This is a genomic window from Microcoleus sp. bin48.metabat.b7b8b9.023 (assembly GCF_013299185.1).
Classification (GTDB): domain Bacteria; phylum Cyanobacteriota; class Cyanobacteriia; order Cyanobacteriales; family Microcoleaceae; genus Microcoleus.
In genome coordinates, this window is the sequence record NZ_JAAFKG010000004.1 from 87,403 (window position 1) to 114,351 (window position 26,949).

Annotated in this window: 27 protein-coding genes; 14 read left to right on the plus strand and 13 right to left on the minus strand. The window is 46.2% G+C overall.

Annotated elements, in window-relative coordinates; translation table 11 throughout:
- Positions 1 to 66 precede the first annotated feature (66 nt).
- Together QZW82_RS03775 and QZW82_RS03780 are read left to right on the plus strand one after the other, a co-directional pair.
- A complete protein-coding gene (locus QZW82_RS03775; RefSeq protein WP_293144785.1) occupies positions 67 to 465 on the plus strand; it encodes a helix-turn-helix transcriptional regulator in 399 nt (132 codons plus the stop codon).
- Positions 443 to 1,192 (plus strand): hypothetical protein, encoded by a 750-nt coding sequence (locus QZW82_RS03780; RefSeq protein ID WP_293144788.1) that lies wholly within the window; start codon positions 443 to 445, stop codon positions 1,190 to 1,192. The genes QZW82_RS03775 and QZW82_RS03780 overlap by 23 nt, the downstream gene beginning before the upstream one ends.
- Here the strand turns inward: QZW82_RS03780 and QZW82_RS03785 are convergent.
- The 4 genes from QZW82_RS03785 to QZW82_RS03800 form a co-directional block, all read right to left on the minus strand.
- Entirely contained in the window at positions 1,155 to 2,312 is a 1,158-nt protein-coding gene (locus QZW82_RS03785) for a DNA cytosine methyltransferase (RefSeq protein WP_293144791.1), read from the minus strand. The genes QZW82_RS03780 and QZW82_RS03785 overlap by 38 nt on opposite strands.
- Positions 2,313 to 2,602: 290 nt before the next feature.
- Complete coding sequence (gene arsM / locus QZW82_RS03790; protein ID WP_293144794.1) at positions 2,603 to 3,571, minus strand: arsenosugar biosynthesis arsenite methyltransferase ArsM; 969 nt, start codon at positions 3,569 to 3,571, stop codon at positions 2,603 to 2,605.
- 101 nt (positions 3,572 to 3,672) lie between these two features.
- Positions 3,673 to 5,403: a hypothetical protein gene (locus QZW82_RS03795; RefSeq protein ID WP_293144797.1), complete on the minus strand. Its 1,731-nt coding sequence runs from the start codon at positions 5,401 to 5,403 to the stop codon at positions 3,673 to 3,675.
- A 798-nt stretch (positions 5,404 to 6,201) separates the two neighbouring features.
- Complete coding sequence (locus tag QZW82_RS03800) at positions 6,202 to 6,384, minus strand: hypothetical protein (protein ID WP_293144800.1); 183 nt, start codon at positions 6,382 to 6,384, stop codon at positions 6,202 to 6,204.
- A 471-nt stretch (positions 6,385 to 6,855) separates the two neighbouring features.
- On the opposite strand from QZW82_RS03800, the gene psaA reads away from it, so the two are divergent.
- The 5 genes from psaA (at position 6,856) to QZW82_RS03825 (ending at position 14,236) form a co-directional block, all read left to right on the plus strand.
- A complete protein-coding gene (gene psaA, locus QZW82_RS03805) occupies positions 6,856 to 9,150 on the plus strand; it encodes a photosystem I core protein PsaA (RefSeq protein ID WP_293144803.1) in 2,295 nt (764 codons plus the stop codon).
- Between the two features lie 108 nt (positions 9,151 to 9,258).
- On the plus strand, positions 9,259 to 11,487 hold the full coding sequence (gene psaB, locus QZW82_RS03810; protein WP_293144806.1) for a photosystem I core protein PsaB: 2,229 nt from the start codon (positions 9,259 to 9,261) through the stop codon (positions 11,485 to 11,487).
- Between the two features lie 277 nt (positions 11,488 to 11,764).
- Positions 11,765 to 12,535 (plus strand): hypothetical protein, encoded by a 771-nt coding sequence (locus QZW82_RS03815; RefSeq protein WP_293144808.1) that lies wholly within the window; start codon positions 11,765 to 11,767, stop codon positions 12,533 to 12,535.
- A 19-nt stretch (positions 12,536 to 12,554) separates the two neighbouring features.
- Positions 12,555 to 13,229, plus strand: coding sequence for an alpha-ketoglutarate-dependent dioxygenase AlkB (locus tag QZW82_RS03820; protein ID WP_293144811.1), 675 nt, complete (start codon positions 12,555 to 12,557; stop codon positions 13,227 to 13,229).
- A 38-nt stretch (positions 13,230 to 13,267) separates the two neighbouring features.
- On the plus strand, positions 13,268 to 14,236 hold the full coding sequence (locus tag QZW82_RS03825; RefSeq protein ID WP_293144814.1) for a nuclease A inhibitor family protein: 969 nt from the start codon (positions 13,268 to 13,270) through the stop codon (positions 14,234 to 14,236).
- Positions 14,237 to 14,315: 79 nt separating this feature from the next.
- On the opposite strand, the gene QZW82_RS03830 is transcribed toward QZW82_RS03825, so the two are convergent.
- The 3 genes from QZW82_RS03830 to QZW82_RS03840 all read right to left on the minus strand — a co-directional run bounded on the left by QZW82_RS03830 (position 14,316) and on the right by QZW82_RS03840 (position 15,162).
- Positions 14,316 to 14,510, minus strand: a complete 195-nt coding sequence (locus QZW82_RS03830) for a hypothetical protein (RefSeq protein ID WP_293144817.1) — start codon at positions 14,508 to 14,510, stop codon at positions 14,316 to 14,318.
- A 141-nt stretch (positions 14,511 to 14,651) separates the two neighbouring features.
- Complete coding sequence (locus QZW82_RS03835) at positions 14,652 to 14,864, minus strand: helix-turn-helix transcriptional regulator (RefSeq protein WP_193974418.1); 213 nt, start codon at positions 14,862 to 14,864, stop codon at positions 14,652 to 14,654.
- Positions 14,865 to 14,949: 85 nt separating this feature from the next.
- Positions 14,950 to 15,162: a helix-turn-helix transcriptional regulator gene (locus tag QZW82_RS03840; protein ID WP_293144823.1), complete on the minus strand. Its 213-nt coding sequence runs from the start codon at positions 15,160 to 15,162 to the stop codon at positions 14,950 to 14,952.
- 165 nt (positions 15,163 to 15,327) lie between these two features.
- Between QZW82_RS03840 and QZW82_RS03845 the strand changes: the two genes are divergently transcribed.
- The 4 genes from QZW82_RS03845 (at position 15,328) to QZW82_RS03860 (ending at position 16,683) form a co-directional block, all read left to right on the plus strand.
- A complete protein-coding gene (locus tag QZW82_RS03845) occupies positions 15,328 to 15,798 on the plus strand; it encodes a hypothetical protein (protein WP_293144826.1) in 471 nt (156 codons plus the stop codon).
- Between the two features lie 86 nt (positions 15,799 to 15,884).
- Positions 15,885 to 16,124, plus strand: a complete 240-nt coding sequence (locus QZW82_RS03850; protein ID WP_293144829.1) for a hypothetical protein — start codon at positions 15,885 to 15,887, stop codon at positions 16,122 to 16,124.
- Entirely contained in the window at positions 16,121 to 16,384 is a 264-nt protein-coding gene (locus QZW82_RS03855) for a type II toxin-antitoxin system RelE/ParE family toxin (RefSeq protein WP_293144832.1), read from the plus strand. Before QZW82_RS03850 ends, QZW82_RS03855 begins: the two co-directional genes overlap by 4 nt.
- Before the next feature lie 80 nt (positions 16,385 to 16,464).
- Positions 16,465 to 16,683: a type II toxin-antitoxin system HicB family antitoxin gene (locus QZW82_RS03860; RefSeq protein ID WP_293144835.1), complete on the plus strand. Its 219-nt coding sequence runs from the start codon at positions 16,465 to 16,467 to the stop codon at positions 16,681 to 16,683.
- Positions 16,684 to 16,827: 144 nt separating this feature from the next.
- On the opposite strand, the gene QZW82_RS03865 is transcribed toward QZW82_RS03860, so the two are convergent.
- From QZW82_RS03865 to QZW82_RS03875, 3 genes are all read right to left on the minus strand, one after another.
- Positions 16,828 to 17,979, minus strand: a complete 1,152-nt coding sequence (locus tag QZW82_RS03865) for a transposase (RefSeq protein WP_293144838.1) — start codon at positions 17,977 to 17,979, stop codon at positions 16,828 to 16,830.
- A 366-nt stretch (positions 17,980 to 18,345) separates the two neighbouring features.
- Positions 18,346 to 19,776 (minus strand): phosphoglucomutase/phosphomannomutase family protein, encoded by a 1,431-nt coding sequence (locus QZW82_RS03870; protein WP_293144841.1) that lies wholly within the window; start codon positions 19,774 to 19,776, stop codon positions 18,346 to 18,348.
- A 217-nt stretch (positions 19,777 to 19,993) separates the two neighbouring features.
- Entirely contained in the window at positions 19,994 to 21,319 is a 1,326-nt protein-coding gene (locus tag QZW82_RS03875; protein WP_293144844.1) for a transposase, read from the minus strand.
- Positions 21,320 to 21,439: 120 nt separating this feature from the next.
- Here QZW82_RS03875 and QZW82_RS03880 point away from each other — a divergent pair, with 120 nt between their 5' ends.
- Both QZW82_RS03880 and QZW82_RS03885 read left to right on the plus strand, forming a co-directional pair.
- Positions 21,440 to 21,622 (plus strand): hypothetical protein, encoded by a 183-nt coding sequence (locus QZW82_RS03880; protein ID WP_293144847.1) that lies wholly within the window; start codon positions 21,440 to 21,442, stop codon positions 21,620 to 21,622.
- Positions 21,623 to 22,162: 540 nt separating this feature from the next.
- A complete protein-coding gene (locus QZW82_RS03885; RefSeq protein ID WP_293144850.1) occupies positions 22,163 to 23,257 on the plus strand; it encodes a hypothetical protein in 1,095 nt (364 codons plus the stop codon).
- A gap of 95 nt (positions 23,258 to 23,352) precedes the next feature.
- On the opposite strand, the gene QZW82_RS03890 is transcribed toward QZW82_RS03885, so the two are convergent.
- A complete protein-coding gene (locus tag QZW82_RS03890) occupies positions 23,353 to 23,748 on the minus strand; it encodes a DUF423 domain-containing protein (protein WP_293144853.1) in 396 nt (131 codons plus the stop codon).
- Between the two features lie 278 nt (positions 23,749 to 24,026).
- Positions 24,027 to 24,713 (minus strand): magnesium protoporphyrin IX methyltransferase, encoded by a 687-nt coding sequence (gene bchM / locus QZW82_RS03895; protein WP_293144856.1) that lies wholly within the window; start codon positions 24,711 to 24,713, stop codon positions 24,027 to 24,029.
- A 72-nt stretch (positions 24,714 to 24,785) separates the two neighbouring features.
- Between bchM and QZW82_RS03900 the strand changes: the two genes are divergently transcribed.
- Positions 24,786 to 25,526 (plus strand): DUF4058 domain-containing protein, encoded by a 741-nt coding sequence (locus QZW82_RS03900; RefSeq protein ID WP_293144859.1) that lies wholly within the window; start codon positions 24,786 to 24,788, stop codon positions 25,524 to 25,526.
- 140 nt (positions 25,527 to 25,666) lie between these two features.
- Here QZW82_RS03900 and nagA read toward each other — a convergent pair whose 3' ends face one another.
- Positions 25,667 to 26,896, minus strand: coding sequence for an N-acetylglucosamine-6-phosphate deacetylase (gene nagA / locus QZW82_RS03905; protein WP_293144862.1), 1,230 nt, complete (start codon positions 26,894 to 26,896; stop codon positions 25,667 to 25,669).
- Between the last annotated feature and the right edge of the window lie 53 nt (positions 26,897 to 26,949).

Below are 26,949 nucleotides of genomic sequence, written 5' to 3' on the forward strand. Positions count from 1 at the left end.
GGATATCTCCTTGGTAGGGCCTGAGTAATTTTTACACTCCTTTAATTTAGCGGGAAGTTTCGCCAGATGGGGGAAAAGCTGGTTAAAGCTGGGTTTTTGGCCACAGGCAAGATGCCTGTGTCACAAGATGGGGGCGAGGGGGGCGATCGTCTTGTTAGTTTGAATACTTTAGTCTGTAGAACTTTGGTATTCAAAACCTTAATATCTCTATTTATGCAGCCTAGCAAACTCGACCAAATATTAGGATTAGAAATACAGCGTCGTCGAATAGAGAAACGTTGGTCACAAGAATATCTAGCAGAAGTCACAGGTCTGCACAGAACCTATATCAGCCAGCTTGAGCGAGGACTGAAAAGTCCATCTGTTAGAGTTCTGAGTCACATTACAAATGCTTTGGACATAACAATGGGTGAGTTTTTACGAGTTGTAGAGGAACTATTGAGTGCTGACGGAAAACGAGATTGAAAGATTGAGGGAAGCCATTATTGCTACCATTGCATCTCCAGTTATCGGATCGATAGAGGATTATACTTGGGAAGCAATTTTTCATTATGTCAAGGATATTCCTTTATCAGATCCAGCATTAGGACGTAGCAAACTCCTCTATGATGCTGTTGACACCACCACTGCAACTGGTTGGTCACTCAAATCTCTTCAACTGAATAGTCTTACGGTTGTCAATACATTTTGGTTTGTCATTCAGAGAGCAGATGTTATCAAAAAAGCCGCCCAACTTGGTTTTCCTGGTCTGACTGAAAAATCCTCACCTGCTGAACTAGGAGCGGCTATTGTTCAGCATTGGAACGAGAAAATTATATCAAGTCAGGCAGCACAGAACATTACGAATAGCTATGAAGCCATACTATTGAAAACCATTAGAGGGTATGAATATGTCTACTGTGAATTCTCTCTTAGTGTACTTGACCCAAATACTTTTTCTTGGGCTTGGACAGTTGATAGAAATACTGGAAAATCAGGAGCAGGACTACAAGGCAGTATTGCAGGTAAGCCAGAGTTAGTTTGGTACAAAAATCAAAAGCAACTTTTCAAAGCTAGAACCATTCCTCCAGAAGCCGTTCGCATCAAGGTTGAGCGAACTCGTCTCACAATTGATCGATATGTGCAGACTATACTCTCTGCTTTGCAAGATCAACTCAGTACACAGTCTTTTGACAGTGAACTTGGAGAATAGATGCAGCTATTGCTTTACCTAGAAGTGGGGGTACTGATTCTCCTATTTGAGAAGCCATATCAGTGTACGTTCCCAGGAAGTGAAAGTTATCTGGGTAAGAATGCAATCTTGCAGCTTCACGGATTGTAATTGTCCGATTTTGGGTTGGATGAAAAAACCTGCCCGATCCTGGATGGAAAACCCATCTTGTGATAGTTCTTGCTGGCTTATCCCAGTAAAGCCTTCCATAGGCACCGCTATAGTGCTTTTTAGGAGCTAATTCAGGTGGCAAATCTCTAGCATCTTGCCCTTCTCTAAGAAGACGCACTCTTGACATTTGAATGGGACTCAAAGCACGAGCAACGTGATTGAAAAGTTTCGTACTTCCATTACGTATCATTGCTTGGTACGCAGTTTGGGCTGGAAAAGGATAAACTTCAGCATTATATTCCTCTCCTGCGTTCAATGACGGCAAATCTCCAATCGCATCTCTAACTGTGACGACTGAAGAAATGTTTGATGTTAGGAGACTAAGTTGGTAGCAAGATTTCACAGATCTATAATCACTTCTAATCTCACCAGCGTGTGTAGCTTCAGGGAATTGAAGCGGTTTATCTAAACTAGCCAGGAAAAAAGCTCTCGATCTCGTCTGCGGTACTCCATAATGCGCGGAGTTTAGCGATCCATAAGTGACTTTATAACCTTGCGACTCAAGTTGCTGTATAATTTCATTCTTAACTACACCACCATAAGCTTTCAAGATTTCAGGTACGTTCTCCATAACAACGTAAAGGGGTCTAAATTCCTGTACGAATTCTAAAAATGTCCGATATAACTGATTGCGAGAGTCGCTGAGGTAGCGATAGTCAGCAGGAATATTTCTTGAAAATCCTTGGCATGGGGGGCCGCCTATCAACGCTGTTAGTTCCTCCCTCTGCAAACCCAAACACAATCGCAAATCCAAAGGATTGAGCTCGCGTATATCCTGATGAACAATTTTGGTGTTTGGGTAATTGTGCTTATAGGTGGCTAGGGCTTTCGCATCCACCTCGATCGCACATAAAGATTCAAAACCAGCCAGATGAAATCCTGTAGTCAAGCCACCCGCACCAGAAAATAAGTCAATAGTCTTATATGTCATGCTCGAATACTATAGTATTAGGAATCGCTTGTCAACCAACTTCAGCAATTGGCGTCTCTTGCTTCTCCTAAATTTTATGCTTGCTTTTCCCTGCAATTATTTTCCCAAATAACCCATACACCATAAAGAGTTGAAAGAGGCAGCTATAGCCTTTCTCAAAAAGATGAGGTACTCATGGGGATAGGCCTCCGTGGGTTCCGCGGCCTCCGTGGCCTCCGTGGGCATACCTCACTTTTTTGAGAACCGCTATATCTCTGCGGTGAACGCTACCTCCCCATTCCGAAATAAATTTAACAGCAACCGCCGCCGTTATAGTGCCAAGTCGAATCAGTAATCAACACCTTATCCGGCATCAATCCGCCCAAATTCCCAGCAGTTTTATCGCACACCGCCGCCGGAACTCCCCGCTGCAAAACGTGACCCGCCCCGTCGTCAAATAGCTCCTCAGAACCCGCATAAATCGCCGTCTTGCCAGTGAAAATGCAAGCGCCATCCGGGGGAATGTCCACTTTAAAGGAAACTGTATCCAGGCTTTCTAACAGCAGATCCGCATCCAATTTGTAATTGTGTTTGTCGAGCAATCTGTAAGGACGGCGCGCCCGCACTTCCACTTGCCCAAAGCCCACGTCTACAAGGTGTTGAACGTATTCTGCGTATGTCAGAGCACCGGACAAACACAAGGCGCGCAGGCGATCGTCCTCCTTCAAATGCTGGGGAATTGTGCGAGTTGCGATCGGATCGCTCATCAACAATCTGCCCCCTGGCTTCAAAACCCGATAAGTCTCTTTTAATGCCTTGGCTAAATCCGCAGGTTCAAAGATATTAAACAAGCAATTTTGTGCGACAACATCGACAGAAGCATCCGGCATCGGCAACGCAAAAGCATCGCCTTCACAAATTTCGACAAAACTAGCATCAAACCATTCATTTTCGTGGGCGGCAATTTGCAAGTTGCGTGCAGCCGCTTCTCGCATTGCTGCAACCGGATCGACGGCAATAACCGATCCATTGTGCCTAGAAAAATAAGCAAATTGCAGTGCTTCCAATCCGCCGCCGACGCCGACATAAAGCACGACTGGATTTCCGACAAGTTCGGCGGCGTGAACGGTTGTGCCGCAGCCGTAGTTCATTTCTTGCATTTGTTCGGGAATTTTTAATCCTGGCAGTTGCAAGGGACTGCTTTGGACGCAGCACAGCCCGATTTGGGGGGTTTCGGCAACGTCGCTATAAAATTTGGCTGCTGTTTCGAGATAGGTCATTTTCAATTTTCCTGTGTTTTTTGACCGCAGATGTAGGCGAATTTAGGCTGATGTAGGCGAAGCCTTCCCGAAGGGTACGCAGATGAATTCAGAAATATCTTTTAGGTTTCAAATTCGACTTTTTGTTCTGATTTTGGTGTGTTTTCTGGTTCTGAAACTGTTGTTTCGGGAACTGGTTCTTGTTCTAACTTAGGTGTGTTTTCTGGTTCTGAAACTGTTGTTTCGGGAACTGGTTCTTGTTCTGATTTTGGTGTGTTTTCTGGTTCTGAAACTGTTGTTTCGGGAACTGTTAATTCTGCGCTTTGGGGAACGCCAACCGAGGGCGCTGGTGCTACCAAATTGGGAGATGCCTCTGGTATCGCAGGAGTGACTGCTTTAGGTACAGGAGCTTTGTCTGTTATTTCTGGCAGGGTTGGGGGTACTGAAGGATTGGCAGGTTCGGTAACTTGATTCAAAAAGTTGCGAAACCGATTGTAGTATCCTTTGTATTCCTGTTTCTGTGTTTGGGGAGATGGTGTTGGTTTCGGCTCTATTATTTTAACGGGTACAACAACTTTGGGGGTTTCTAACTGTGGAGTTGCTATGGGTTTGGGTTCTATGACTTGAACTGGTTCCACAACTTTGGGGGTTTCTAGCTGTGGGGTTGCTGTCGGTGTCGGTGTCGGTTCTATGACTTGAAGTGGTTCTACAAGTTTTGGTGCTTCGAGTTGGGGGGTTGCTGTTGGTGTCGGTTCTATTGTTTGAACGGGAGCAACTTTTGGCTCTAAGCTCGGCTCGGTAGCTGGGGTTTCTGGAACCGCTGGTGAGGGTTCGGCTACTGGTGTTTTTTCTAATGCAGGTGTCGGTGTCGGTTCGGGTGTTGGGGTTGGGGTTGGTGTGGGCTTGGGTACTTGGTAGGTGCGATCGACTATACCGCGAGTATCTGCTACTGTTAGTTCCCCGCGCACTAATTTAGAAAGAGTATCTTGCCCCTGGGGTTGGTAATCTATCAGTCTGACTGTATTATTAAAGGCGTTTTTGACGCTATTTCCCCGTTCGTCGATTAATTCTAGCTGCACCCAGTTTTTCCCCGGTTTGAATCCTTTAAGATATATAGGTTGCAACTGGTCGATCGCGAAACTTTCCCCGTTCACTGTGGCTCGAATTTTCCAATCGAGTATGTCATCTTGGGAATTTGCTTGAGCCACTTGGTGCAAAGGCGCATTTGTCAAGTAAAAATCGAGCAGGATGGGTTCTACCCCGTAACTGCCTTGCGGGCTGTTGTACGTTAATAGGGGCAATGTGCGATCGGGATTGTTGTCCTGTGTTTTGGTAAAAACGTGAAAAGTGGTTTGGGCCAAAGCACCTTCGTTTTTAAAGCTTTCTTCCCAAGGTCGAGCTGCGAACACCCGCAGGGTATGGGTTCCGGGTTCTAAGTCGGAGAGCGTTAAAGTTTGGTTGATGTCGTAAACTGCTGCATAAGGTTGGTTGTCTAATAAAACTTGCAGGTGGGGCCCCAAACCCAAGTTTGCTTCTTTGAAAATGGGGAAGTCCTTGACTTGGAACTTAACAGACACATTTATATCCTGAAGCACTTCGTCAGGTTTTGGATTCAAAATACTTATTTGAGGCTGGTAAATTTCTAGAGCCTGACGCAGTTGTTGAATGGCTTCTGGGGGAGAAACCTCTGAGATTCTGTTTACCTCGGCGGTAGCTGAGCCGCTCTTGTTTCCTGATTTGGGCATGGAGGGATGGCCCGCGCCACAACTTGCTACACCCAAAATCAATACTGCTGCTGCAAACAATGCCAGCAGCCTGCCTGCAACCGTTCTCTGCCAATTGATGCCAATCACGCAACTATACTCCTAGAAGCCTTCTCATAGGGAACTATAGCCCAAAACTGAATTTAGTATTGCCGAATTGCCGATCGGCAATTCAGGGCCCCCTGTGCCCCGGATTCAGGCTGTGCACGCAACCAATCCGATCCCACTAATAACTGCCCCAGCCGTTTTCGTGAAGTACCCCAACTTGCTTCGCTGAAGTTGGGGCTTCCAACCGGAGCTAACAAGGACGGTCTTATTCGTCTTCGGAGTTTCCCGTCTCAACAGCCGTTGCCTCTACTATGCCGTCATAGCGTTGGTCTTACACAGCCTCCACAGGCAGCAATCCCACTTCCTGAGATTGTTTGATTTCTATTCGTACAACGCATCAAGGACTTACGACAGTGGTCAGCCAGCGGATTTGTTCTTTCCCCGTTTCTCATGCTAGTTCCCAGGCTAAAAGCCTTTTGTGGTCAGCCATGCGGGTGGGTCAACGACCAACTCAATTATACTCTCAATTGGCTGTTGCAGCTATCGCTGCAACAGTCGCGTCTTTCATCCCCCACATGAGCCATTCCGCAATTTGCTTCGCTCTTGCTTCATTACCAGAGGTGGGGGAGTTCCCGACTATTTGTCAAACATCTCTCTTTGACATCCTCACCGGGGTAAACCCACGGTGATTCCCAAACATCACTATTTGGGTTTCTGCTTCATAGCACCAGCCTTGCGAGATTTGCTCTCATGGGGTCTTACGGTCGCTCCACAGACTATTCCCGCTAGTCCAGCGCGGTTCTGATGTGTCGAAATCTCAAGATTTCTGTTTTGTTTGTGTCACGAGCGGGATGTTTTACCATTGCCCCAGAGTGCTTTTCCCGGTCTACCGATTTTGCTGCGCCGCCAGTACGCTTGCTGGACTTCGCCCGCCCGAGCTATCTGATCCATCGTCACGGGTGGGTCATCGACCAATTTAATTGTACCAAAAGCCGTCCTCGAAGGACGGGGTTTTAGACCCATTTTTCTGATAAATGAGTATTCCTCAATTGCCTTATCTTTGAGTTTTGTAAACTTAATGGCAATACCCCTTGACTTTTTTGAGGGGCTGTGGAAATTAAAGGGGGTGATTGCATCAAGAATTGAGGCTTTTTTAAGTATTGTTAACAAGCGATTAATACTTCTCTAGCAGGCTTATAATTCATAAAACTCCCTCAAAAGGAGCAGCCGTATCAAACCTGAATCCAGGAGGCGATCGGCAGCTCTGGCGAGAAGAGTTGGCAGTACCCAGGGACATTGTTAGCGACACTGGGGAACTGGCTTCTTTACAAAGAAGCAAAATGCTTGGGGAGACGATCCACCTGCGTGTAACTCTGCAAAGAGCGAAGTGCAAGCTGTTTCGGGGAACCGAGAATCCCCCGCCTAATTAAGCGTGGGGAGTGTCAGATACAGTATTCAGTTCTCGTTCCTTGTCTTATCGAGAGGAGAGTCTTCATGACCATTAGTCCTCCAGAGCGAGAGGTAAAAGTTAGAGTAGTAGTCGATAAAGATCCGGTTCCAACTTCCTTCGAGAAGTGGTCAAAACCAGGTCATTTCGATCGCACTCTAGCTAAGGGGCCAAAAACCACCACTTGGATTTGGAACCTCCACGCTAACGCTCACGACTTCGACAGTCATACAAGTGATTTAGAAGACGTTTCGCGCAAAATCTTTAGCGCTCACTTCGGCCACTTGGCAGTAATTTTCGTATGGTTGAGCGGCGCATATTTCCACGGCGCTAAATTCTCCAACTACGAAGCTTGGCTGACAAATCCTACAGCCATCAAGCCCAGCGCTCAAGTGGTTTGGCCGATTTTTGGTCAAGAAATTTTAAATGCAGATGTAGGCGGCGGCTTTCACGGGATTCAGATCACCTCTGGTTTGTTCCAACTGTGGCGCGCCAACGGCATCACTAACTCATACCAGCTATATTGCACTGCGATCGGCGCATTGGTAATGGCAGCTCTGATGCTGTTTGCCGGTTGGTTCCACTATCACGTCCGCGCTCCGAAACTGGAATGGTTCCAGAACGTGGAATCGATGATGAACCACCACTTGGCAGGTTTGCTAGGCTGCGGTTGCTTGGGCTTCGCAGGTCAGCAAATTCACGTAGCTCTGCCGATTAACGCTTGCATGGACGCGATTGATGCAGGCGCACCGTTGACAGTCGGCGGCAAACTGATCAAAACAGTTGCCGATATCCCGCTGCCACACGAGTGGCTTTTCTCACCGAGCTTGATGGCAGACATCTACCCAAGCTTCGCTAAAGGTCTAACGCCCTTCTTCACCCTCAACTGGGGCGCATACACAGACTTCCTGACCTTCAAAGGCGGTCTGAACCCCACCACGGGCGGTCTGTGGCTGACCGATACAGCGCACCACCACTTAGCTTTGGCAGTGCTGTTCATCGTCGCCGGACACTTCTATCGCACGAACTGGGGCATTGGCCACAGCTTCAAAGAAGTTCTGGAAGCTCACAAAGGCCCCTTCACTGGCGAAGGCCACAAGGGGATGTACGAAATCTTCACGCAGTCTTGGCACGCTCAACTGTCGTGGAACTTGGCCTGGATGGGCTCTATCAGCATCATCGTGGCTCACCACATGTACGCGATGCCTCCGTATCCGTACATCGCGACTGACTACCCGACTCAGCTATCCCTGTTCACCCACCACATGTGGATCGGCGGATTCCTGATTGTTGGAGCAGCAGCTCACGCAGCAATTTTCATGGTGCGGGATTACAATCCGGCTCAGCACGTTAATAACTTGCTCGACCGCGTACTCCGCCATAGAGATGCAATCATCTCTCACCTTAACTGGGTTTGCATATTCTTGGGCTTCCACAGCTTCGGTTTGTACGTTCACAACGATACAATGCGGGCTTTCGGCCGTCCTCAAGATTTGTTCTCAGATACGGGCATCCAATTGCGTCCGATATTTGCCCAATGGGTACAAAATATCCACGCTTTGGCACCAGGTAACACAGCGCCTAATGCTATGGAAATCGTCAGCCATGCTTTTGGTGGCGGTGCAGTAGCAGTCGGTGGCAAAATAGCGATGATGCCGATCGAGTTGGGTACGGCGGATTTCATGATCCACCACATCCACGCTTTCACCATTCACGTTACAGTTCTGATTCTTTTGAAAGGCGTGTTGTTCGCACGCAGTTCTCGCTTGGTTCCTGACAAAGGCAGCTTAGGCTTCCGGTTCCCTTGCGACGGCCCAGGCCGTGGCGGTACCTGCCAAGTTTCTGGTTGGGATCACGTGTTCCTCGGCTTGTTCTGGATGTACAACTGCATCTCGATCGTGATTTTCCACTTTAGCTGGAAAATGCAGTCGGACGTGTGGGGAACAGTATCGCCAGACGGCACAATTTCTCACATCACCGGCGGCAACTTCGCACAAAGTGCGATCACGATTAACGGCTGGCTGCGGGACTTCTTGTGGGCGCAAGCTTCTCAGGTAATTCAGTCCTACGGTTCGGCACTGTCGGCCTACGGTCTGATGTTCCTAGCTGGACACTTCGTGTTCGCCTTCAGCTTGATGTTCCTGTTCAGCGGCCGCGGCTACTGGCAAGAACTGATTGAGTCCATTGTTTGGGCTCACAACAAGCTCAAGGTAGCTCCTTCGATTCAGCCTCGCGCTCTGAGCATTACTCAAGGTCGGGCAGTGGGTGTAGCTCACTACCTCCTGGGAGGAATTGTCACTACGTGGGCATTTTTCCTAGCGCGAATCATCTCGGTAGGGTAAACTACCTTTAGGTTTTGGATTCAGGATTTGGGAGCAATCTCAAACCCAGAATCCAAACCTCGGAACCGAACCTCTTCAACGTTCAGGATTCAGGATTAATCAAGGCTTATGGCAACGAAATTTCCAAAATTTAGCCAAGACCTTGCCCAAGACCCGACCACACGGCGGATCTGGTACGGGATTGCCACAGCGCACGACTTTGAAAGCCACGATGGCATGACCGAAGAAAATCTTTACCAAAAGATTTTTGCTTCTCACTTCGGCCACCTAGCAATCATTTTCTTGTGGACTTCGGGCAGCCTGTTCCACGTAGCATGGCAAGGTAACTTTGAACAGTGGATTAAAGACCCTCTAAACGTCCGCCCGATCGCTCACGCGATTTGGGACCCTCAATTCGGTGCTCCAGCAGTAGAAGCTTTCACTCAAGCGGGCGCTTCTAACCCAGTGGACATTTCCTACTCTGGTGTTTACCACTGGTGGTATACCCAAGGGGTTCGGACAAATGGCGACTTGTATCAAGGAGCTATCTTCTTGCTACTGTTGGCTTCTGTCATGCTGTTCGCAGGTTGGTTGCACCTCCAGCCGAAGTACCGCCCGAGCTTGTCTTGGTTCAAAAATGCTGAATCTCGCCTCAACCACCACTTGGCTGGTTTGTTCGGTGTCAGCTCTTTGGCTTGGACTGGTCACATGGTTCACGTTGCTATCCCCGAATCTCGCGGACAGCACGTAGGTTGGGACAACTTCCTGTCTACCCCGCCTCACCCGGCTGGTTTGGCTCCGTTCTTCACTGGTAACTGGGGCGTTTACGCCGAGAACCCAGATGCAGCGAGCCATGTCTTCGGTACTTCCCAAGGCGCGGGAACTGCAATTCTGACTTTCTTGGGTGGCTTCCACCCTCAAACAGAATCCCTGTGGCTCACAGACATTGCTCACCACCACTTGGCGATCGCAGTTCTGTTTATCGTTGCCGGTCATATGTACCGGACTAACTTCGGTATCGGCCACAGCATCAAAGAGATGATGGATTCTAAGGCTGGTTTGGTCGGTGGCAAGAGTGAAGGCCCCTTCAACCTGCCTCACCAAGGGTTGTATGAAACCTATAACAACTCGTTGCACTTCCAACTCGGAATTCACCTAGCTGCTTTGGGTGTCATTACATCCTTGGTCGCACAGCATATGTACGCAATGCCTCCCTACGCTTTCATAGCGCAGGATCATACGACAATGGCTGCGTTGTACACGCACCACCAATACATTGCTGGTTTCATCATGGTCGGTGCTTTCGCCCACGGAGCTATCTTCTTGGTGCGGGACTACGATCCTGAAGCTAATAAAGGCAACGTGCTCGATCGCGTGTTGCAGCACAAAGAAGCGATTATCTCTCACTTGAGCTGGGTGTCGCTGTTCTTGGGCTTCCACACTCTCGGCTTGTACGTTCACAACGACGTTGTAGTCGCTTTCGGAACTCCTGAAAAGCAAATCTTGATTGAACCAGTGTTCGCACAGTTCATCCAAGCTGCTCACGGGAAGGCTCTGTACGGCATGGACGTGTTTCTTTCCAACCCTGACAGCATTGCGGCGACTGCTTGGCCCAACTACGGCAACGTATGGCTCCCAGGCTGGTTGGAAGGAATCAACAGCAGTACAAATTCTCTGTTCTTGGCGATCGGACCTGGCGATTTCTTGGTTCACCACGCGATCGCACTCGGCTTGCACACCACCACCTTGATCTTGGTCAAGGGCGCTCTGGATGCACGCGGTTCTAAGCTGATGCCGGACAAAAAAGACTTCGGTTATGCTTTCCCTTGCGACGGCCCCGGCCGTGGCGGTACCTGCGATGTCTCTGCTTGGGATGCCATGTACCTGTCTGTCTTCTGGATGTTGAACACCCTAGCTTGGGTAACGTTCTACTGGCACTGGAAGCACCTAGGCATCTGGCAAGGTAACGTGGCTCAGTTCAATGAGTCTTCTACCTACCTGATGGGCTGGTTCCGCGATTACCTCTGGCTGTATTCTTCTCAGTTGATCAACGGTTACAACCCGTATGGTACTAACAACCTGTCTGTCTGGGCCTGGATATTCTTATTCGGACACCTCGTTTGGGCAACTGGTTTCATGTTCCTGATCTCTTGGAGAGGTTACTGGCAAGAGTTGATCGAAACCTTGGTTTGGGCTCACGAGCGCACTCCTTTGGCCAACTTGGTTCGCTGGAAAGACAAGCCTGTTGCTTTGTCTATCGTCCAAGGTCGTTTGGTTGGCTTAGTTCACTTTACGGTGGGCAACGTCTTCACTTACGCAGCCTTTGTAATTGCCTCGACGGCCGGGAAATTCGGGTAATTCCGAACTCTGGTTTTGTAGGTAATTAAATCAAATCCCCTGCCTTCGGGCGGGGGATTTTTTTTGATATTTTGGTTGATGGAAGCTGTTAATCAGAAATCTGAAGGCGATCAAGTTTTTCCAAAACCCTTTATGTCAAAGCTGTTTGCGATAATTGAAGCCTACAGAGAAATTTATAGTGCGATCGCGGTATAATTAGCCTGCTGTGCATTTGAATTTCACAGTCAATTTTGATGATATCTTTCTTGATCAGACCGCAATTCAGACCCTTTAGAGCATGAGATTTATAGACGGTATTTATAAACCTTGCGTGGAAAAATGTAAAAATATACAAGACATTCCAAGTGTTCTCAGTATTTTAGACAACGGCAAGGCAGTATTGGATGACGATAGAAAATGTGATCGCTACATAGCTTTTTATGGCGGACATCATTTTCACAAACTTTATGCAGCATTTGCCTCAACTAACTTTCGGTATACTGAGAGCAAAGATATAGAAATCATTGACTGGGGATGCGGTCAAGGATTGGCGACTTGTGTTTTGATTGATTATCTGATCGATAATAATATTAATCCCAATATTGTATCAGTCACACTTATAGAACCTTCGTTGATAGCACTGAATCGCGGTAACAACTTTACTCGTCAGATGCTGCAATCCACTTCCTCTAGCCGTTGCACCATCAGAAAGGTAAACAAATACATAGATGATTTGACAGCTAACGACTTAGCCTCAGAGATGGGAACCATCAAAGTACATCTTTTTTCCAACATCATTGATGTAGAAGCATTCAGTTTAAACGATCTGCACAGGTTGATACTTGCTTCTTTCCAAGGTTGTAATCGACTTATCTGTACAAGTCCAGACAGCAATGGCAAATATAGGTTAGATGATTTCTCTGATTTATTTTCTCAGTCTTGCCAACTTGTGAACTCAGCAAGTTCTGATCTGCCAATTTATCAAGAAGTATTTTACTTTAAAAACAAACAATATGAAAGATGTAGAATAGGTAGGTACGAGAGGCAATTTACTGTAAACCTGACTTAATGTTGAGGAAATAATTCTGATGAAAAGTAAAGCTACTCTAAATTATGTTCAAGGAGACTTGTTCTCTGGTTTTGGTTCTGATATTAGCGTCGCTACGTCTGATGAGGTATCAAAAGAAGTTTTATCCATGCCAGATGCGAAGGTTTTTTTCTATCGAAACTTCTTTAAGCGAGAGGACAGCGACGAGCTTTTTCAAGTTCTACTTGAGGAGATTAATTGGCGACAAGACAAAATGAATGTCTATGGTAAGGAAGTCAATTTACCAAGAAAGACTGCTTGGTATGGAGATAGCAACAAATCATATACATTCTCTGGTATTCATCTCGAACCTGAACCTTGGACACCAACATTACTTCAAGTAAAGGAACGGATTGAAGAGGTTGCAGAGGTTGAGTTTAATAGTGTTCTGCTAAATCTATATCGTAGCGGAAGCGATGGAATCTCTTGGCATACGGATGCAGAGCGAGAATTAGGAGAGAATCCTATAATTGGTTCTGTTAGTTTTGGCGAGACCAGAAGATTTATGTTTCGTCATAGATATGATAAGGAAATGAAAGCAGAAGTTGATTTAACACATGGTAGTTTTTTGTTAATGGCTGGTGAAACTCAGCATTTCTGGCAGCATCAAATTCCGAAAACATCGAGGAATATAGAGCCAAGAATAAATCTAACTTTCAGGCTGATAATTGATTGATCCACTGTGTAAGTAAATATCTGCGTAGTTGATGAACAATGCGTTGGAAAGGACAGACGATTCTGGCGGTTTTAGATAGTGATATGCACCCAGAGACAGAGCAACTAATCGACAAGTTCAAAGGCTATGCGAAAAGTTTGAACCCATTTTGGTGGGATACAGAGCGTAGAGGAAGCCTGAATGCCTGGAATCTGTTAGTCTCCGAAGGCTTTGTTCAGCTTGCAGATATAGATCGAGCCATTACAGCATGGAAACTCATAGAGCGACGTGGATTGCCCATTGACCCCAAGGAATATCCTGGCTATGAATACGCACTACCTCGACGCAAACGTAAAGATAAATCCTGGAATCCATATTTACAATCACAGCATTTCCAGTATTACAATGCTTTAGCCTACTTCTTAAAAAAGAGTTTGCAGAACCTTAAAGTTTACAGTTTGAGTAGTATTGAACGTAGCCTCAACTATCGTCGGGGGTCGGGCGAATTTAAGATTTATATAATTGTGGGTCAAACTCCAGATTCGGACTGGATTTGTCTTGCTCCTACCGTTCCCGATGCCGTTTGGAATCGATACTCTAATTCGTATCATCCAGCCTTCGCGTCACTAACTTGCTGTGACTCACGAAACTTTGTAACGCGAGATTTACATGATAAAATTCGTAAAATTCTTGCTAAAATTCAACCTATTAAAGTGACTGGTTACTACGACGAATACAGCCACCATCATCAGATTTTTTGTACAGCAGCTTCTGAGGAAGCCACAGCAATTGAAAAAGCTCTGAAGGTAGGCAAGTTTTTGGATGATGACATTTACTATTTCAATATAAATTATCATGACTTTTCTGAGGAGGAACCTACTAATCAGTTAGTGCATGAATACCTGCAAGACCAAAAACAATATATGTTTTGCTTCTGGGATGTAGGATGCGGATACAAGTTTGGCTGTACCGCACGCGGTGATTGGATTGGCTTGAAATATTTGAGCTTAATGGACTACAATCCTTGACAGCGGCACAACTATTCTGTAGGAGCGGACTGAATCGCATTCCCCTCTTTTCACCAAAAGCCCGATCGCCCTCAACCCCTCAAATCTCGGCATTAACCTGCATCTGATGCACCTTGTCAGCCAATTCTTGCAGGCGCTTTTCGTCCAACTCGTCGATCGCCAGCATCCCGACATATATAATTTCCTTCAGCGTTAGTCGGGTTGCTAGCGCCTTTTTCTGCACTATATCCTTGATGATGGGGCTGACTCCGATCGCGGTACTGGCTCTGGTCACAACACTAACGGGAGATTAACAACTTCGACTAAATCTTAGCACCTTTAAGTTAAGCCCTTAGCTGCGATACAAAGCGCTTAAGCGCGTCTTAACAAGACGGAGCGTAATGTTTGTAGTGGAAATGTGGAAAGGTCGATCGACCTATTCCTCAATAATCTCAACCAAATCCTCAATCATCACGTCAAACGCCCGCGCTAACTTGTAGATAGCAGTAAAATCAACCATTGATATCGACGATCGCCGAGCATAAGTTGTGATCGTACTGTAAACCACACCAGAACGCTCTGAGACTTCCTTGAACGTCCAGCCTTTCTCTGCCGCCAGTTCTCGAACTTTGATTCTGACTAAACCCATACTTGACAAATAATGCAATTGCGTTTTATGATTGCATATAAGAAAGCGATCGCCCCCCGGTATGAATAACTCAAGGTCGATCGACCTATTCCTCCAAAACCTCGACTACATCCTCAATCATCACGTCAAACGTGCGAGCTAACTTCAGCAGAGAAGTAAAGTCAACCTTTGACATCGCTGGACAGCGGGCATAATGTTTGACCGTATTATACAAGACTCCAGAGCGTTCTGAGACTTCCTTAAACGTCCAGCCTTTCTCGGCGGCTAATTCTCTAACTTTTACTCTAACTAAACCCATACTTGACACTTGGTGTCATGCCACCTTAAAATAAGCATATCAAAAAAGTCGATCGCCCCCCGGCCTGGAAAACTAAAGGGCGATCGTCTTTAAAACTTACATAGACAGTTACTAGCTGTCTTAAACACCTACCAGACTTATCTACAATCAGAATAGGTACATACTATGATATCAGATGCTCCGAGAAAATCATCGGCGATCGCAGAATCAAAAATTATCCACAAATCTCCCATCCTGCATCCGCTGGCGAGATTCGTCACAGAAGACACAGTAGCACTGCTTTTCAACATCTCAACAGAGGAGATTTACCGGATTGAATGCTGCCGCTACATGGTGTATGTCCACGCCAAAGGCATCAGCCGGTTTGTCAGCTACGCCGATTTTCCCCCAATCTTACGAGTCAATCCGCCTTCCCCTCAAGATTTTGGCCGGTGGTACAAACGCTGGAAAGGCAAGCAAGCACCCGGATTTTGGACTAAATTTTATACCCACAACTTCCAGGCTGCTGTTTCAGTTGACTGCTTGTTTGAGTGGGGGAAATTGGTAGCTAAACTCAAATCGGCAATTTCTGGGGCGGCGCTACAACAGCTACGGGATGTTTATGCCGCAGAAAAAGATTTGATGGAAAAATTTTAAAGTGCGATCGGCCCGACGTACAACTGCAAGAATTGTTACAGACACAATTAAAAATGTAAAACTACTAAATATAGAGAAAAGTTTGAATGGCTGAGAATACCGTGAAAATAGATATCTCATTTCAATCACTGCTAGAAGCAATTTCGTCACTGGAAACTGCTGAAAAAAAGCAGCTTTGGGAACTGTTGGAAGCTCAATTATTTCCAGATGACGAAGATTCTCCAGCAGATATTGCTGAAATTGAGGCAGCCCGTGCTGATTACAAAGCCGGTGAATACACCACGTTCCACCAATACACGACTCAAAGGGCAAGAAAGTCAAAATGACTTATACAATCATCATACCCAAAGCTGTGCAAAAACAGCTAGATGCCTTGCCCGATGATATCTACGATCGTATCGCTGTCAAAATCCAGCAACTTGCGGAAAACCCGCGCCCAGATGGAGTGGTTAAACTCAAAGGTTATGAAAATGAATACCGTATTCGCATCGGTGATTATCGTGTTCGTTATGAAATTGAAGATGAAGAGTTAAGGATTCTGCTGTTGCAATGCAAACATCGGAAGGAAGTTTACAGAGGAGGTTAACTCATCACCCACTATCTCACCTATCCCAAACAGTTGGCAATATTGTTAGCGGAACTCGACGAGTTAAAGGAGGAAGATTAATGAATCGATACAGTACGATCGTCCAATGGTCTGACGAAGATCAACTTTTCTTAGTGACGATTCCAGAATTTGCCGATCGCGTGATTATGCCCTGTACACACGGTGAAACCCGCGAAGCAGCTATCCGACATGGCGAAGAAGTGATCGAAATGTATCTAGAAGCTTGGCAGGAAGAAGGTTCGCCCATCCCGGAACCTAGCATTCTTCAAATTGCCTGAGTAGAATCCCAAGCCGAAAAGTATGCGCGGCACAGTTATCCTATAGGGCATCAACCTCAACCCCTAAAATCTTCCCGTTCAGTTGCATCTAAGGTAGATTGTTGACATACTCCCCTGCCTAAAGGCGAGTGGATTCTTGACACTTCATTGAGATGCGCCGCAAGCGGTCTTACCTTCTCTCTGTGTCCGTTTAGAGTCGTGGCAATGCCCTATCCCGACTTTTACTATATTCTTTGCGGCGTTCAAATCTCTGTCTTGTTGGATGCCGCAGTTGAGGCAGATTAACTCCCGAATAGAGAGGTCTAATTTGCCCCACTTAAACCCGCAATCCGAACATATTTGACTGGTAGGTTCCCAGCGACTAATTACCCTGAACTCTCTACCCAGTTTCTCGGATTTACCCTCGCACAAATTCCTAAATTCGTACCATCCTTGCTGGCTAATCGCTCGTGCAAGTTTGCGGTTTTTGACCATACCCGACACGTTCAAATCTTCCAAAACAATTACTTGGTTTTCGCTAACTATTTTGGTTGAAAGTTTGTGTAGAAAATCTTTGCGGGTATCAGCAATTTGGTTGTGCAACTTGGCGATCTGAATCCGAGTTTTGTTCCGGCGCTTTGAGTCTTTGAGTTGCCTTGCTAGCTTTTTTTGAAGTTTGCGGGTTTTACGATCGAGCGGTTTGTAATTTGGACTTTGGACTGTCGTTCCATCGCTCATTGCTGCAAAAGTTTTAATACCCAAATCGATGCCGATGCTGTGGTTTTTAGCTTCGACAATTTCGGGATTAATTTCTACAACAAAACTTAAGAAATAGCGATTAGCGCAATCCTTAATGACGGTTACAGAACTAGGCTCTGATCGCAGTTGTCTCGACCAGATAGGCTTAACAATGCCAATCTTCGCTAAATAAACCCCGTCTCCCTTGATTGAAAAGCCCCCACGAGTTAGTCTTGCCGACTGACTGTTTGTACGTTTTTTGAACTTGGGATAGCCGACTTTGCGTCCTTTTCTTTTTCCCTTACAGAACTCAAAAAAGTTTTTAAAAGCTGTTTCTAAATCTGCTACAGACTGCTGCAACCCAATTGCCGAAACCTCGCCCAACCAAACTCTTTCCTCAGTTTGCTTTGCTTGAGTTATTACTACTTTTTGGAGTTCTGCCGAGCTAGGTTTTTTCTGGGACTGTTTGCACAAAGCAAGCGCATCATTCCAAACTACCCGAACGCACCCAAACAACCGAGCTAAACTCTGTTGTTGTTGGTTGGTTGGATAGAATCGGAATTGGTATCTTGCTTTCATTTTTATGGCGCTTGTTACTTGTCTATTATACCATCAGTTGCTAACAAGTTCCGGAATAAAAGCCGTCCTAAAAGGACGGGGCTTTAGACCTATTTTTTTTGGTAATTGAAAACGAATTAATACCAGAAATATAATAGACTTCTTGCAAAAATAGTTAGATATTGTAGGGTGCGTCAGCGATGAGCATAATTTTCAGGCGGGTATCGAGAATTGGCTGACGCACCCCACGACTGTTTCCCTAATGAGAGCAAGAAGTCTAATGTTCACAAGCTTGGCAAAAATTCTCAAAAATACGTAAGGTGCGCGGCGCGCACCCTACAATCTCAACGCTTACGAGAAAAACCCCGCATTAGGATAAATTGAAAGTTAAGCAGGTTCTAACTGGGCAATTACCTTTTCCATGTACTCGGCAACTTTGGTTTCCTTTTCCACAGAGTTGGTTTCCATGTAAACCCGCATCAAAGGTTCGGTTCCCGAAGGCCGCAGCAATACCCAACCGCCGTCTTCAAGATACAGTTTAATCCCGTCTTTGCGTCCCAATTCCTTAACGCCAATACCCGCTATTTCTGTCGGGGGATTTTTGGTGAAAGAGTCCAAAACTGCTGCTTTGTGCGCTTCTTCTAGGTGCAAGTCCAAGCGTTTGTTGTACAGAGGGCCGTCAGCTTCTTTGATGGCTTCTTCTACTAGCTGAGATAGCGGTTTGCCTTCATAGGCGATCGCCTCAGCAACTAGCATATCAGCCAAAATCCCGTCTTTTTCGGGGATGTGACCCAAAACGCTCAAACCGCCAGACTCTTCGCCACCGATGAGCACGGCTGTTTCCCGCATCTTTTCGCCGATGTATTTAAAGCCGACTGCGGTTTCATAGATTGTTAAACCGTATTTGGCGGCCATATTATCTAGCAAGTGAGTAGTTGCGACGGTACGGACGATCGCCCCAGTCAAGCCTTTATTCTTAACCAAGTGACGCGCCAACAGCAACAGTACAGTATTCGGAGTCAAGACATTACCCAACTCATCAACAATACCAAAGCGATCGCTGTCGCCATCCGTAGCCAAACCCAAATCTGCCGCATCCTTCTTAACAGCTTCCACCAACTCGACTAACTGTTCGCCCTTGGGTTCAGGCATTCCGCCCCCAAACAGCACGTCGCGGTAAGTGTGAAAACTTTCCAAATCGCAGCCGCAGTGTACCAAAACTTCGTCTAGATAGCCGCGAGAAGTCGAATAGAGGGCGTCGTACTTCACCTTCAACTTAGCAGAGCGAATCCGCTCCACATCGATCAAAGTATACAGAAACTTCAGATATTCGGGTTTCGGGTCAAAAGTGGAGATTTTATCGTTGTGGCTGCCGATCGCCGGGGCATCAGAAGCACCAGTAATATTTGCCACAATGGTATCCGTAATTTCCGGGGTTGCCGGCCCTGCGTAGTCGGGGATGTACTTGATGCCGCAGTAAGGTGCGGGATTGTGCGAAGCCGTGAACATCAGGGCGCCTGCGGAGTTGAGATGCTTGGCGCTGTAGGCTATAACTGGCGTCGGGCAATCTCGATCGACTACCATCACCGTCCATCCCAAATCTGCCAAGACTTCCGCCGATGTGCGGGCGAACTCGTCTGCCAAAAAGCGGGTATCGTAGGATACTAGCACTGGGCGGTCTTTCGTGTAAGCGGTTTCGAGGTAGCTGGCGATCGCCCGGGTGACTTTTCGCACGTTGGCAAAAGTAAAGTCATGGGCAATCAGTCCCCGCCACCCATCGGTTCCGAACTTGATTTCTGTTGAATTGCTGGCGCTCATTTTATCCACTTCCTCTCGTCCTACTAATCCTACCCGAAGGCATAGCCTTAAAGATGCACTGGCTATCTGTTTGTAACGATCGATAGCCTGTGGGGCATGGAAACCCACTCGTATCGTTGTAGAGCCAAGGTACCTCTTCCGACAGAGGACTGGAACTAGCCAGGGTTTGTAAAGTGTAGGAACGATCGGGCGAGTCGATCGAGATTCCGGTTGTCAACTACCCAGCATCAAGCGGAGTACCGCTATGATGTGGGCTTGTATCTGAGCTCCACCGCAATTCCGAGAACCTTTGCAGAATCTCAGCTTTAGTTTCACAGCCCGACACATCAGGGGATGCTGACAAGCTCCCCGTACTCGTCCAGTCTTGCCGGACAAGCAACGTTCTTATCGCAATATTTCGCGCACCCACCAAATCAGCATGAAGTTCATGGTTACAACATTCACATCGGAACAACAGCCCTTTGTTCGGACGATTCCCCGTCGAAGTATGCCCGCACTTAGGACAACTTTGCGAAGTGTAATGCGCTGGAACTTTAGTAGCTAAGGAGCCATTCAGATTAGCCTTATAGTCGATATAACCGTGTAATTCGGCAAATGACCATTTAGCTTTATTCCGATTTGCTTTTCTCTGCTTTTTACTAGCTTTATCCCCAGCCTTAGACTTAGTTCTTTCCCGAATTCCGGTTAAGTTTTCTAGTCCAATTAAGCTGTTGGTTCTAGCAATTTTCTTACTGATTTGGTGGTTCACATCAGCGATAAACCGTCTCTCTCTTCCCGACAAAGCAATTAATCTGCGCTTTGCCGAACGAGTGTCTTTACGCTGAAGAGTTCGTCTCGCTTTGTGATAGCGATTGGCTTTGTGTCTGGCTGACGATCCTGAATAGAACTTCGACTTATTTTGCAAGTCTGTTTCCACGGCAAGGTAGCGCATCCCCACATCAACACCAGAAACTCTGGTTATTTTCAGTGGGTCAACTTCAGGAGTTTCTACTTCAATACTCACCATTAAATAGTAAGTTTTAGAAGAGCGCTGATATACAATCTTGGCTGCCCCAATCTTGGAACCGCTGACAATCAAATCCAGATGCTTGTTATAGCCATCATAGGTCACTACTATTCTGCCAGCTAAAGTGATAATGCTCACCCTTTGCTCTGTCTTAAAAGAGTAGTCACGTTGATAGTTTAAGGTACAAGTCCGAGAAACGTACTTAGGAACTCGATCCAGTCCTTTGTATCGCTTCTTGGTGTATCCTTTAGCGATAGCATCGTTAGATTGTTTAACCTTAGTCCAGAGGGTTTTGTAGGTTGCTGACACTTGTCTAGGCACATTGCAAGCCATTTGAGCGCCCAGCCCAAATCTTTCGCGCAATTCGTTATAGACAGATTTCTGCAACTTAAGCCCATTGCTGGTTTTGCCCGCATCAAAAGCGACTTGTGAAGTATAGTTCAAAGCGTCACGGTAGGCTAAAGCAGTCTGAGCTACCAGAGCTTTTTGCTCGGCGTTCAGATTTAGCTTTAACTTGGCGGTGATTACCTGGAACATTGTTTTTCACAAACTATAATCAGAGCTTATCTCGTGAAGAGAATCAGGTCAAGTGTTGTCAAAAAATAATTTGCTCCTTCATCGACCGCCCCTCACCCTCCGACATCTCAAGCTATCGTTTTGGTTCGGGGCGGATCTCTTCACTCGCGCGCATTCCTCCCGACGCTCACCTGGGTACAAGTAGAGCGCGGGACTCCTGCTGGTTTAGTTGAAGCGCGAGCGGGCGATCGAATGGATGGCGATCGATTGCGGGCGGTTGAGAAAGCTCAAAAAACCAGCACCAAAAAATCGCGCTGGCAATAGCATTCACATAATTCACATAAATCTGATGCTCCTCTCAAATTTAATAATTTATTTAGAAATGCCGCTCGTTGAATGTGTTAAGCTTTCCTCACAAATGTCAGACTAATTTTTTTGGCTTGATATAGGAAAATAAATCAATCAAAGTCACCGCTCGATCGTGATGTAGCCTAGATTCTTTGAGAACCTAGGGCGATCGACACAAAGGATAAAACAAAGATAAAATATCTCAACGAGCAATTTTTTCAAGGCAGACTAGAGTTTAATTCTGAGCTTTTAAGACAAATTTAATTTACTTTTGCCGTCTTTACAGGTAAAGAAAAAAATCAGTGACTATCACATAGTGACTGTGATCGAGCGCACAATGAATAGCGTTATTGACGTGCAAATTGTATATGATGCAGGGATTGCAGCCAAATGGCTCATAGTTTTAAGCACAATGGCGGATGACTGTCAGGGTATAAAAGCAGAAGATTATATTTAATAACGTTAAAAATTAGGGGAATCTATCGGGTACGGCTTTATAAAACAACGAGGTTTCTCATGGCTGGCATTTCACAACGATCTTCAAAGTTTTTATCGGTGGCCGACGAACTGCAACAGGGCGACAGTTTTGCGTCACAGGCTATTACGAAATCGGACATTCACAACATCCCAGGGGCTAAAGGAGTTAGCATTTCCTCCTTGGCAGTTAGCTGGGCAAAAAAATATTACAGTACAGTAGCGGGACGAGAAAACCAAACACATCAGCAAATCTCCGAGAGCCGAGATTTCAGCAATTTTGATGGCAATCGAGCCAAAATAGTTGACAAATTGACAGATACTCTGAAAGTTGCCAGCCAGATAGCTTGGAATAAAGTAGAGGCACTTTTAGGGGAACAAATAGAGCGACACGCGATCGATCCTAGCTTAATTAATCAAGAAGAAATTGTCGCCGACACTCGCAGCTTATATCGGAAAGCAATAGACGCTTACGGCGATAGGGAACCTGTTTTCCGCTTGTCAGTGCTGGTGGGAAAAGATATTGTCCAAGTAAGACGGAAATACTCAGACACAGATCCGTTAGTGCTGGGATTTGTGACGTTGGAGTTTCAATACACTAGCAAAATCTTGTTAGGATGCCTTTCGGAGTCAGAGCGATCGGAATTTGCACCCTACTTAAAAGTTATAGACGACTATCTGCACATTCCCCACGGAGAGATTAACGAAGCTGCGGCGGATCATGCGCCGAATTCAAAAGCTCTCTTAGCCGTTCAGCATTTGTTGCAGCAGACAACTCAGATTGCTAGTGCAGTGTACGATCGAGCTAGTTCCCAGCATCAAGGATACCGCAGCAGCAGCGGTTATTTGACCGATCCGCAGGTCAAAATTTCTGGCATTCGGGATGTCGAGATTTTTCAAAGTTATTTGTGCTGGTGCGTTTTGGAAGAAAGCATTCGCCCCGTACAGCAAGAATTGTTTCCAATCTGCGTGATGCTGTACCCGAGACTTCATGTAAGTTGGGAATTAGTGCAGGATATGCTGCTAATTTTATTTTGGGAAATATCCGATCACCTCCCGGCTGCCGATGTTATGGTATTTTTACCTTACTTGCGGACTGTGACAGATATGTTTTCCAGCGATGTCTTTGACAATTAGAGAATTGGGAATTGGGAATTGGGAATTGGGCATGGGGCATGGGGTCGAAAAGCGGAGCTCTCGCGGAAGGATTTGGCATTGATAATTGCCAATCTCTATTTAAAACTCCAAGCTGCAACAGCCAAACAGCCCCAACCGACAATAAAAGCAACTCCGCCCACAGGCGTAACTGCACCCAGCCATTTGATGTCAGTCAAACTCAGGGCGTACAAACTACCTGAAAAGACTATCGTACCGACAATAAAAGCCCATCCAGCCACTGCAAAAAAGGTTTGAGACTCTGGGGCGCGGCTTAATAATAAAGCGACCAGTAATAGAGCCAGGGCGTGGTACATTTGATAGCGGGCGCCGGTCTCAAAAATGCCTAAAGCGCGATCGGTCAATTGATTTTTCAAAGCGTGGGAGGCAAAAGCCCCGCCGGCAACCGATAAACCTCCAAATAGGGCTGCTGCTGCTGCTATGAAAATGCGTGTTAGGATTAGCGTTGACATAATTTTTTAATTGGCAATTGGTAATTGGTGAAGATAAATATACTTGAGTTGCATTAATTCACAAACTATATTGAAATCATCTGCGTTATCTGCATTTATCTGCGGTTTGCCTATTAATAAAAAATTAGCAAATCAATCCCAGAAAATGGAGCGCTCCTGTAGGTACGTTGTTGCGCTTAAGCGCTCTTTCATGAAACAGCGCTTTCATCGCAACAACGTACTGTACTGCAAACCCTACGTTTATGATAAATTAGCTTTTTAGCCGATTTTTTTTTAACCTATTTCCGAACGGCTTCCAGCAAACGAGAATAGTAAAAGCTGGTGCTATTCATTGCTGTTCTGTTAATCGCAAAACCGTTGCTTTCGAGGATTTTGATAATATCAGCTTCGCGGTGCTGGTAGGCGCGGGTAGTTTTGCTCGGGCCGGGGAAAAGTTCGCCAAATTTTTTGAGCGCGGTAAGTGCTAAAGTTTTGGGGGCAAAACTGAGAATTAGTCGCGATTGGGCGATCGAACTTAGGTGAGCGATCATTTCCGCAGCCTTAGCTTGAGGATAGTGGATCAGCACGTCCAAACAAATTACTGTGTGAAATTTGCCCGTTAAAGCTTCCAAATCTTGGGCTGCGAAGGATATGTTGTACAGCTTGCCAGGAACGGCTGTCGATCGATCGTAGGCCTCTGCTACCATCTTTTCAGAGATATCGCTCGCACAAACAATTGCTCCAGCCTCAGCTAGGGGAATGCTCAGAGAGCCCACACCGCAGCCGGCATCGCAGACACTAAGCCCGCCCAAATTGCCGTCAGCTTGCAGCCAGCCGAGCACTGTATCTACCGTTTGCTGGTGCCCGGTGCGGATGTCTAGCTGCACTTTATTGACTTTGCCGTCGCCGTAAATTCGCAAAAATCGATCGAAGCCCGTCGAGTTAAAATACTGTTTGACAATATCTTTGTCATTTACCAAATTCATCTTTCTGCCTGCTGCTGAGTTATTGCCAACGATTAGACATTATAATTTTAATTAGCGCTAACTTTAAAAAATATGGTGCTACAAGATCATTTCCGCCCGCCGCTGTCAGCGCGCCGTCACTGGCACGCCTTTTACAATGCTTGGGCGACTTATATTGCATCTGACTTGAATGCCAAATTACCCGAAGGTTACTTTGCCGAACCCAACGTGCAGTTTGAAATTGAAATTGATGTAGCAGCTTTTGAGGAACCTCTACCGGACTTTGATTGTCCAGAGACGGTAATTAATTTGCCAATAGATTTACCAAACAATTGGATGTCGCCCCCAGCACAAAGCATACCTTTTATACCTGTGGCGGAATCTGTACAAGTCAATATTTTTAACACAGAAGGTGGCCCGGTTTTAGCAGGTGCAATTGAATTAGTAACTCCTGCTAACAAAGATCGTTCTAGTCATCGCTGTGCTTTTGTGTCTAAGTGCGAGACGTATTTGCGACAGGGAATTGGGTTGGTAATAGTGGATGTTGTGACGGTTAGGAAGGCAAATCTTCACAATGAATTGTTAGCCCGTCTAGTGGGAGGAATTGCTTCGCCCTTCGACGCCGAGCTCTATGCTACAGCTTATCGCCCGATCGAGCGAGACGGCAACCAATGTCTAGATATTTGGCAGGAAAACTTAGCTGTGGGTTCCACGCTTCCAGTTGTACCGCTATGGCTGCGGGGTGAGATTTGCTTGGCTGTGGAATTAAATAATATTTACGATCGAACTTGCCGAGAACACCGAATTATATCAAGTCCAGTTAATTGCTTATAAATCCTTTACTGTCATAGGGCATAGGGCATAGGGCATAGGGCATAGGGCATAGGGCATAGGGCATAGGGCATAGGGCATAGGTAACTTAAAAAAGTTGCATTATTTTTCCTCCTTCTTCCTTCTTCCTTCTTCCTTCTTCCTTAAAAAAACCGATGCCAAATCAATTCTTTTGTCGCTGCATTGAAATTCCAGCGCAACAATTGAGTTGCCGGTTTGCCGATAATTCCCGAAAGCCCGATCGCCTTTCTGGGAGAATCAGTTGCTAGGGCGATCGCACTTTCGACATCGCAAATCCCCCACTTCACCAAATTCTGCACTCCCGCCAACAGCGGCAGAGTTGTACCTGCCAAAGTAGCAGATTCCAGCGGCGAATGGTAATCCAATCTTACCCACGCCGTACCTTTTCTGACTTCCATTTGTCGGGAATCCCAAGGATAAACACCGTCAGGCAAACCCAAAGGAGCCAAAGCATCGCTTACCAAAAAAACGCCTGTGTCGTATCTGCCAGCACGCAGTAAAAAATCAATCATTGTCGGAGAAACGTGCTTGCCGTCAGCAATTAAACCGCATTTTACGCCCGGATAAACGATCGCCGCCCCTAACAAACCCGGTTCTCGATGATGCAAACTCGGCATCGCATTAAAAGCGTGAGTTACCATTGAAGCTCCCTGGGCAAATGCTTGCTGTGCCTGCTCTGCCGTCGCTTGGGAGTGTCCCAGACTGACGGCAATTCCCAAACTTTGCAAATAGGGAATGACTTCACCAGTGCTGTCTAACTCCGGCGCTAAAGTAATTATTTTGACAATATCGGCACAATCTCCTAAAACTAACTTGACATTTTCTATCGTTAGTGGTAGTAAAAACTCAACTGGGTGAGCTCCTCGCTTCTGGGGGTTGAGAAAAGGGCCTTCGAGGTGAACGCCGATTATTTCGGCACTTTGGGATTTATTGGTGGCGGGAGCAGCGGTTTTTGCAGTCCGCATATAATCAGCTATCGTGGAGAGCGATCGCCTAAACTTATCGAGGGAAGTTGTCACCAAAGTCGGCAAAAAAGCATCAACTCCCTGATACCATAAAAATTGACAAATTTTAGGTAAAACTTCAACATCCTTGCTTTCTAAATCTGGGAAAGCTAAACCGAGCGCTCCGTTAATCTGCAAGTCAACACCGCCCAGAGAAACCCAATCACCCGCAGCGTCGATCACTTGCAAATTGGGAGGAGCAATTCGTTTAAATACTTTGTCCATCGAACAAACTTCTTGAATGATGCCCGTGTTGTCAACAGCAAGCATCTGCAAATCCTTGCAACCGGGCAGGCGAGCATTGAGAATATCTGTAGGGGCGGCAGTTGGGGTTGTGGCTTCAGTCATCCGATTTTAGATTTTAGATTTTAGATTTTAGATTTTAGATTTGCTCGCCTCGA

What these genes read in the sequence shown, in the direction of transcription:
- QZW82_RS03775 (WP_293144785.1), top strand. Translation starts at nt 67, where the DNA reads ATGGGGGAAAAGCTGGTTAAAGCTGGGTTTTTGGCCACAGGCAAGATG.
- QZW82_RS03785 (WP_293144791.1), bottom strand. Translation starts at nt 2,312, where the DNA reads ATGACATATAAGACTATTGACTTATTTTCTGGTGCGGGTGGCTTGACT.
- arsM (WP_293144794.1), bottom strand. Translation starts at nt 3,571, where the DNA reads ATGACCTATCTCGAAACAGCAGCCAAATTTTATAGCGACGTTGCCGAA.
- QZW82_RS03800 (WP_293144800.1), bottom strand. Translation starts at nt 6,384, where the DNA reads ATGGGTCTAAAACCCCGTCCTTCGAGGACGGCTTTTGGTACAATTAAA.
- psaA (WP_293144803.1), top strand. Translation starts at nt 6,856, where the DNA reads ATGACCATTAGTCCTCCAGAGCGAGAGGTAAAAGTTAGAGTAGTAGTC.
- psaB (WP_293144806.1), top strand. Translation starts at nt 9,259, where the DNA reads ATGGCAACGAAATTTCCAAAATTTAGCCAAGACCTTGCCCAAGACCCG.
- QZW82_RS03815 (WP_293144808.1), top strand. Translation starts at nt 11,765, where the DNA reads ATGAGATTTATAGACGGTATTTATAAACCTTGCGTGGAAAAATGTAAA.
- QZW82_RS03820 (WP_293144811.1), top strand. Translation starts at nt 12,555, where the DNA reads ATGAAAAGTAAAGCTACTCTAAATTATGTTCAAGGAGACTTGTTCTCT.
- QZW82_RS03825 (WP_293144814.1), top strand. Translation starts at nt 13,268, where the DNA reads ATGCGTTGGAAAGGACAGACGATTCTGGCGGTTTTAGATAGTGATATG.
- QZW82_RS03835 (WP_193974418.1), bottom strand. Translation starts at nt 14,864, where the DNA reads ATGGGTTTAGTCAGAATCAAAGTTCGAGAACTGGCGGCAGAGAAAGGC.
- QZW82_RS03840 (WP_293144823.1), bottom strand. Translation starts at nt 15,162, where the DNA reads ATGGGTTTAGTTAGAGTAAAAGTTAGAGAATTAGCCGCCGAGAAAGGC.
- QZW82_RS03845 (WP_293144826.1), top strand. Translation starts at nt 15,328, where the DNA reads ATGATATCAGATGCTCCGAGAAAATCATCGGCGATCGCAGAATCAAAA.
- QZW82_RS03850 (WP_293144829.1), top strand. Translation starts at nt 15,885, where the DNA reads ATGGCTGAGAATACCGTGAAAATAGATATCTCATTTCAATCACTGCTA.
- QZW82_RS03855 (WP_293144832.1), top strand. Translation starts at nt 16,121, where the DNA reads ATGACTTATACAATCATCATACCCAAAGCTGTGCAAAAACAGCTAGAT.
- QZW82_RS03860 (WP_293144835.1), top strand. Translation starts at nt 16,465, where the DNA reads ATGAATCGATACAGTACGATCGTCCAATGGTCTGACGAAGATCAACTT.
- QZW82_RS03865 (WP_293144838.1), bottom strand. Translation starts at nt 17,979, where the DNA reads ATGAAAGCAAGATACCAATTCCGATTCTATCCAACCAACCAACAACAA.
- QZW82_RS03870 (WP_293144841.1), bottom strand. Translation starts at nt 19,776, where the DNA reads ATGAGCGCCAGCAATTCAACAGAAATCAAGTTCGGAACCGATGGGTGG.
- QZW82_RS03875 (WP_293144844.1), bottom strand. Translation starts at nt 21,319, where the DNA reads ATGTTCCAGGTAATCACCGCCAAGTTAAAGCTAAATCTGAACGCCGAG.
- QZW82_RS03885 (WP_293144850.1), top strand. Translation starts at nt 22,163, where the DNA reads ATGGCTGGCATTTCACAACGATCTTCAAAGTTTTTATCGGTGGCCGAC.
- QZW82_RS03890 (WP_293144853.1), bottom strand. Translation starts at nt 23,748, where the DNA reads ATGTCAACGCTAATCCTAACACGCATTTTCATAGCAGCAGCAGCAGCC.
- bchM (WP_293144856.1), bottom strand. Translation starts at nt 24,713, where the DNA reads ATGAATTTGGTAAATGACAAAGATATTGTCAAACAGTATTTTAACTCG.
- QZW82_RS03900 (WP_293144859.1), top strand. Translation starts at nt 24,786, where the DNA reads ATGGTGCTACAAGATCATTTCCGCCCGCCGCTGTCAGCGCGCCGTCAC.
- nagA (WP_293144862.1), bottom strand. Translation starts at nt 26,896, where the DNA reads ATGACTGAAGCCACAACCCCAACTGCCGCCCCTACAGATATTCTCAAT.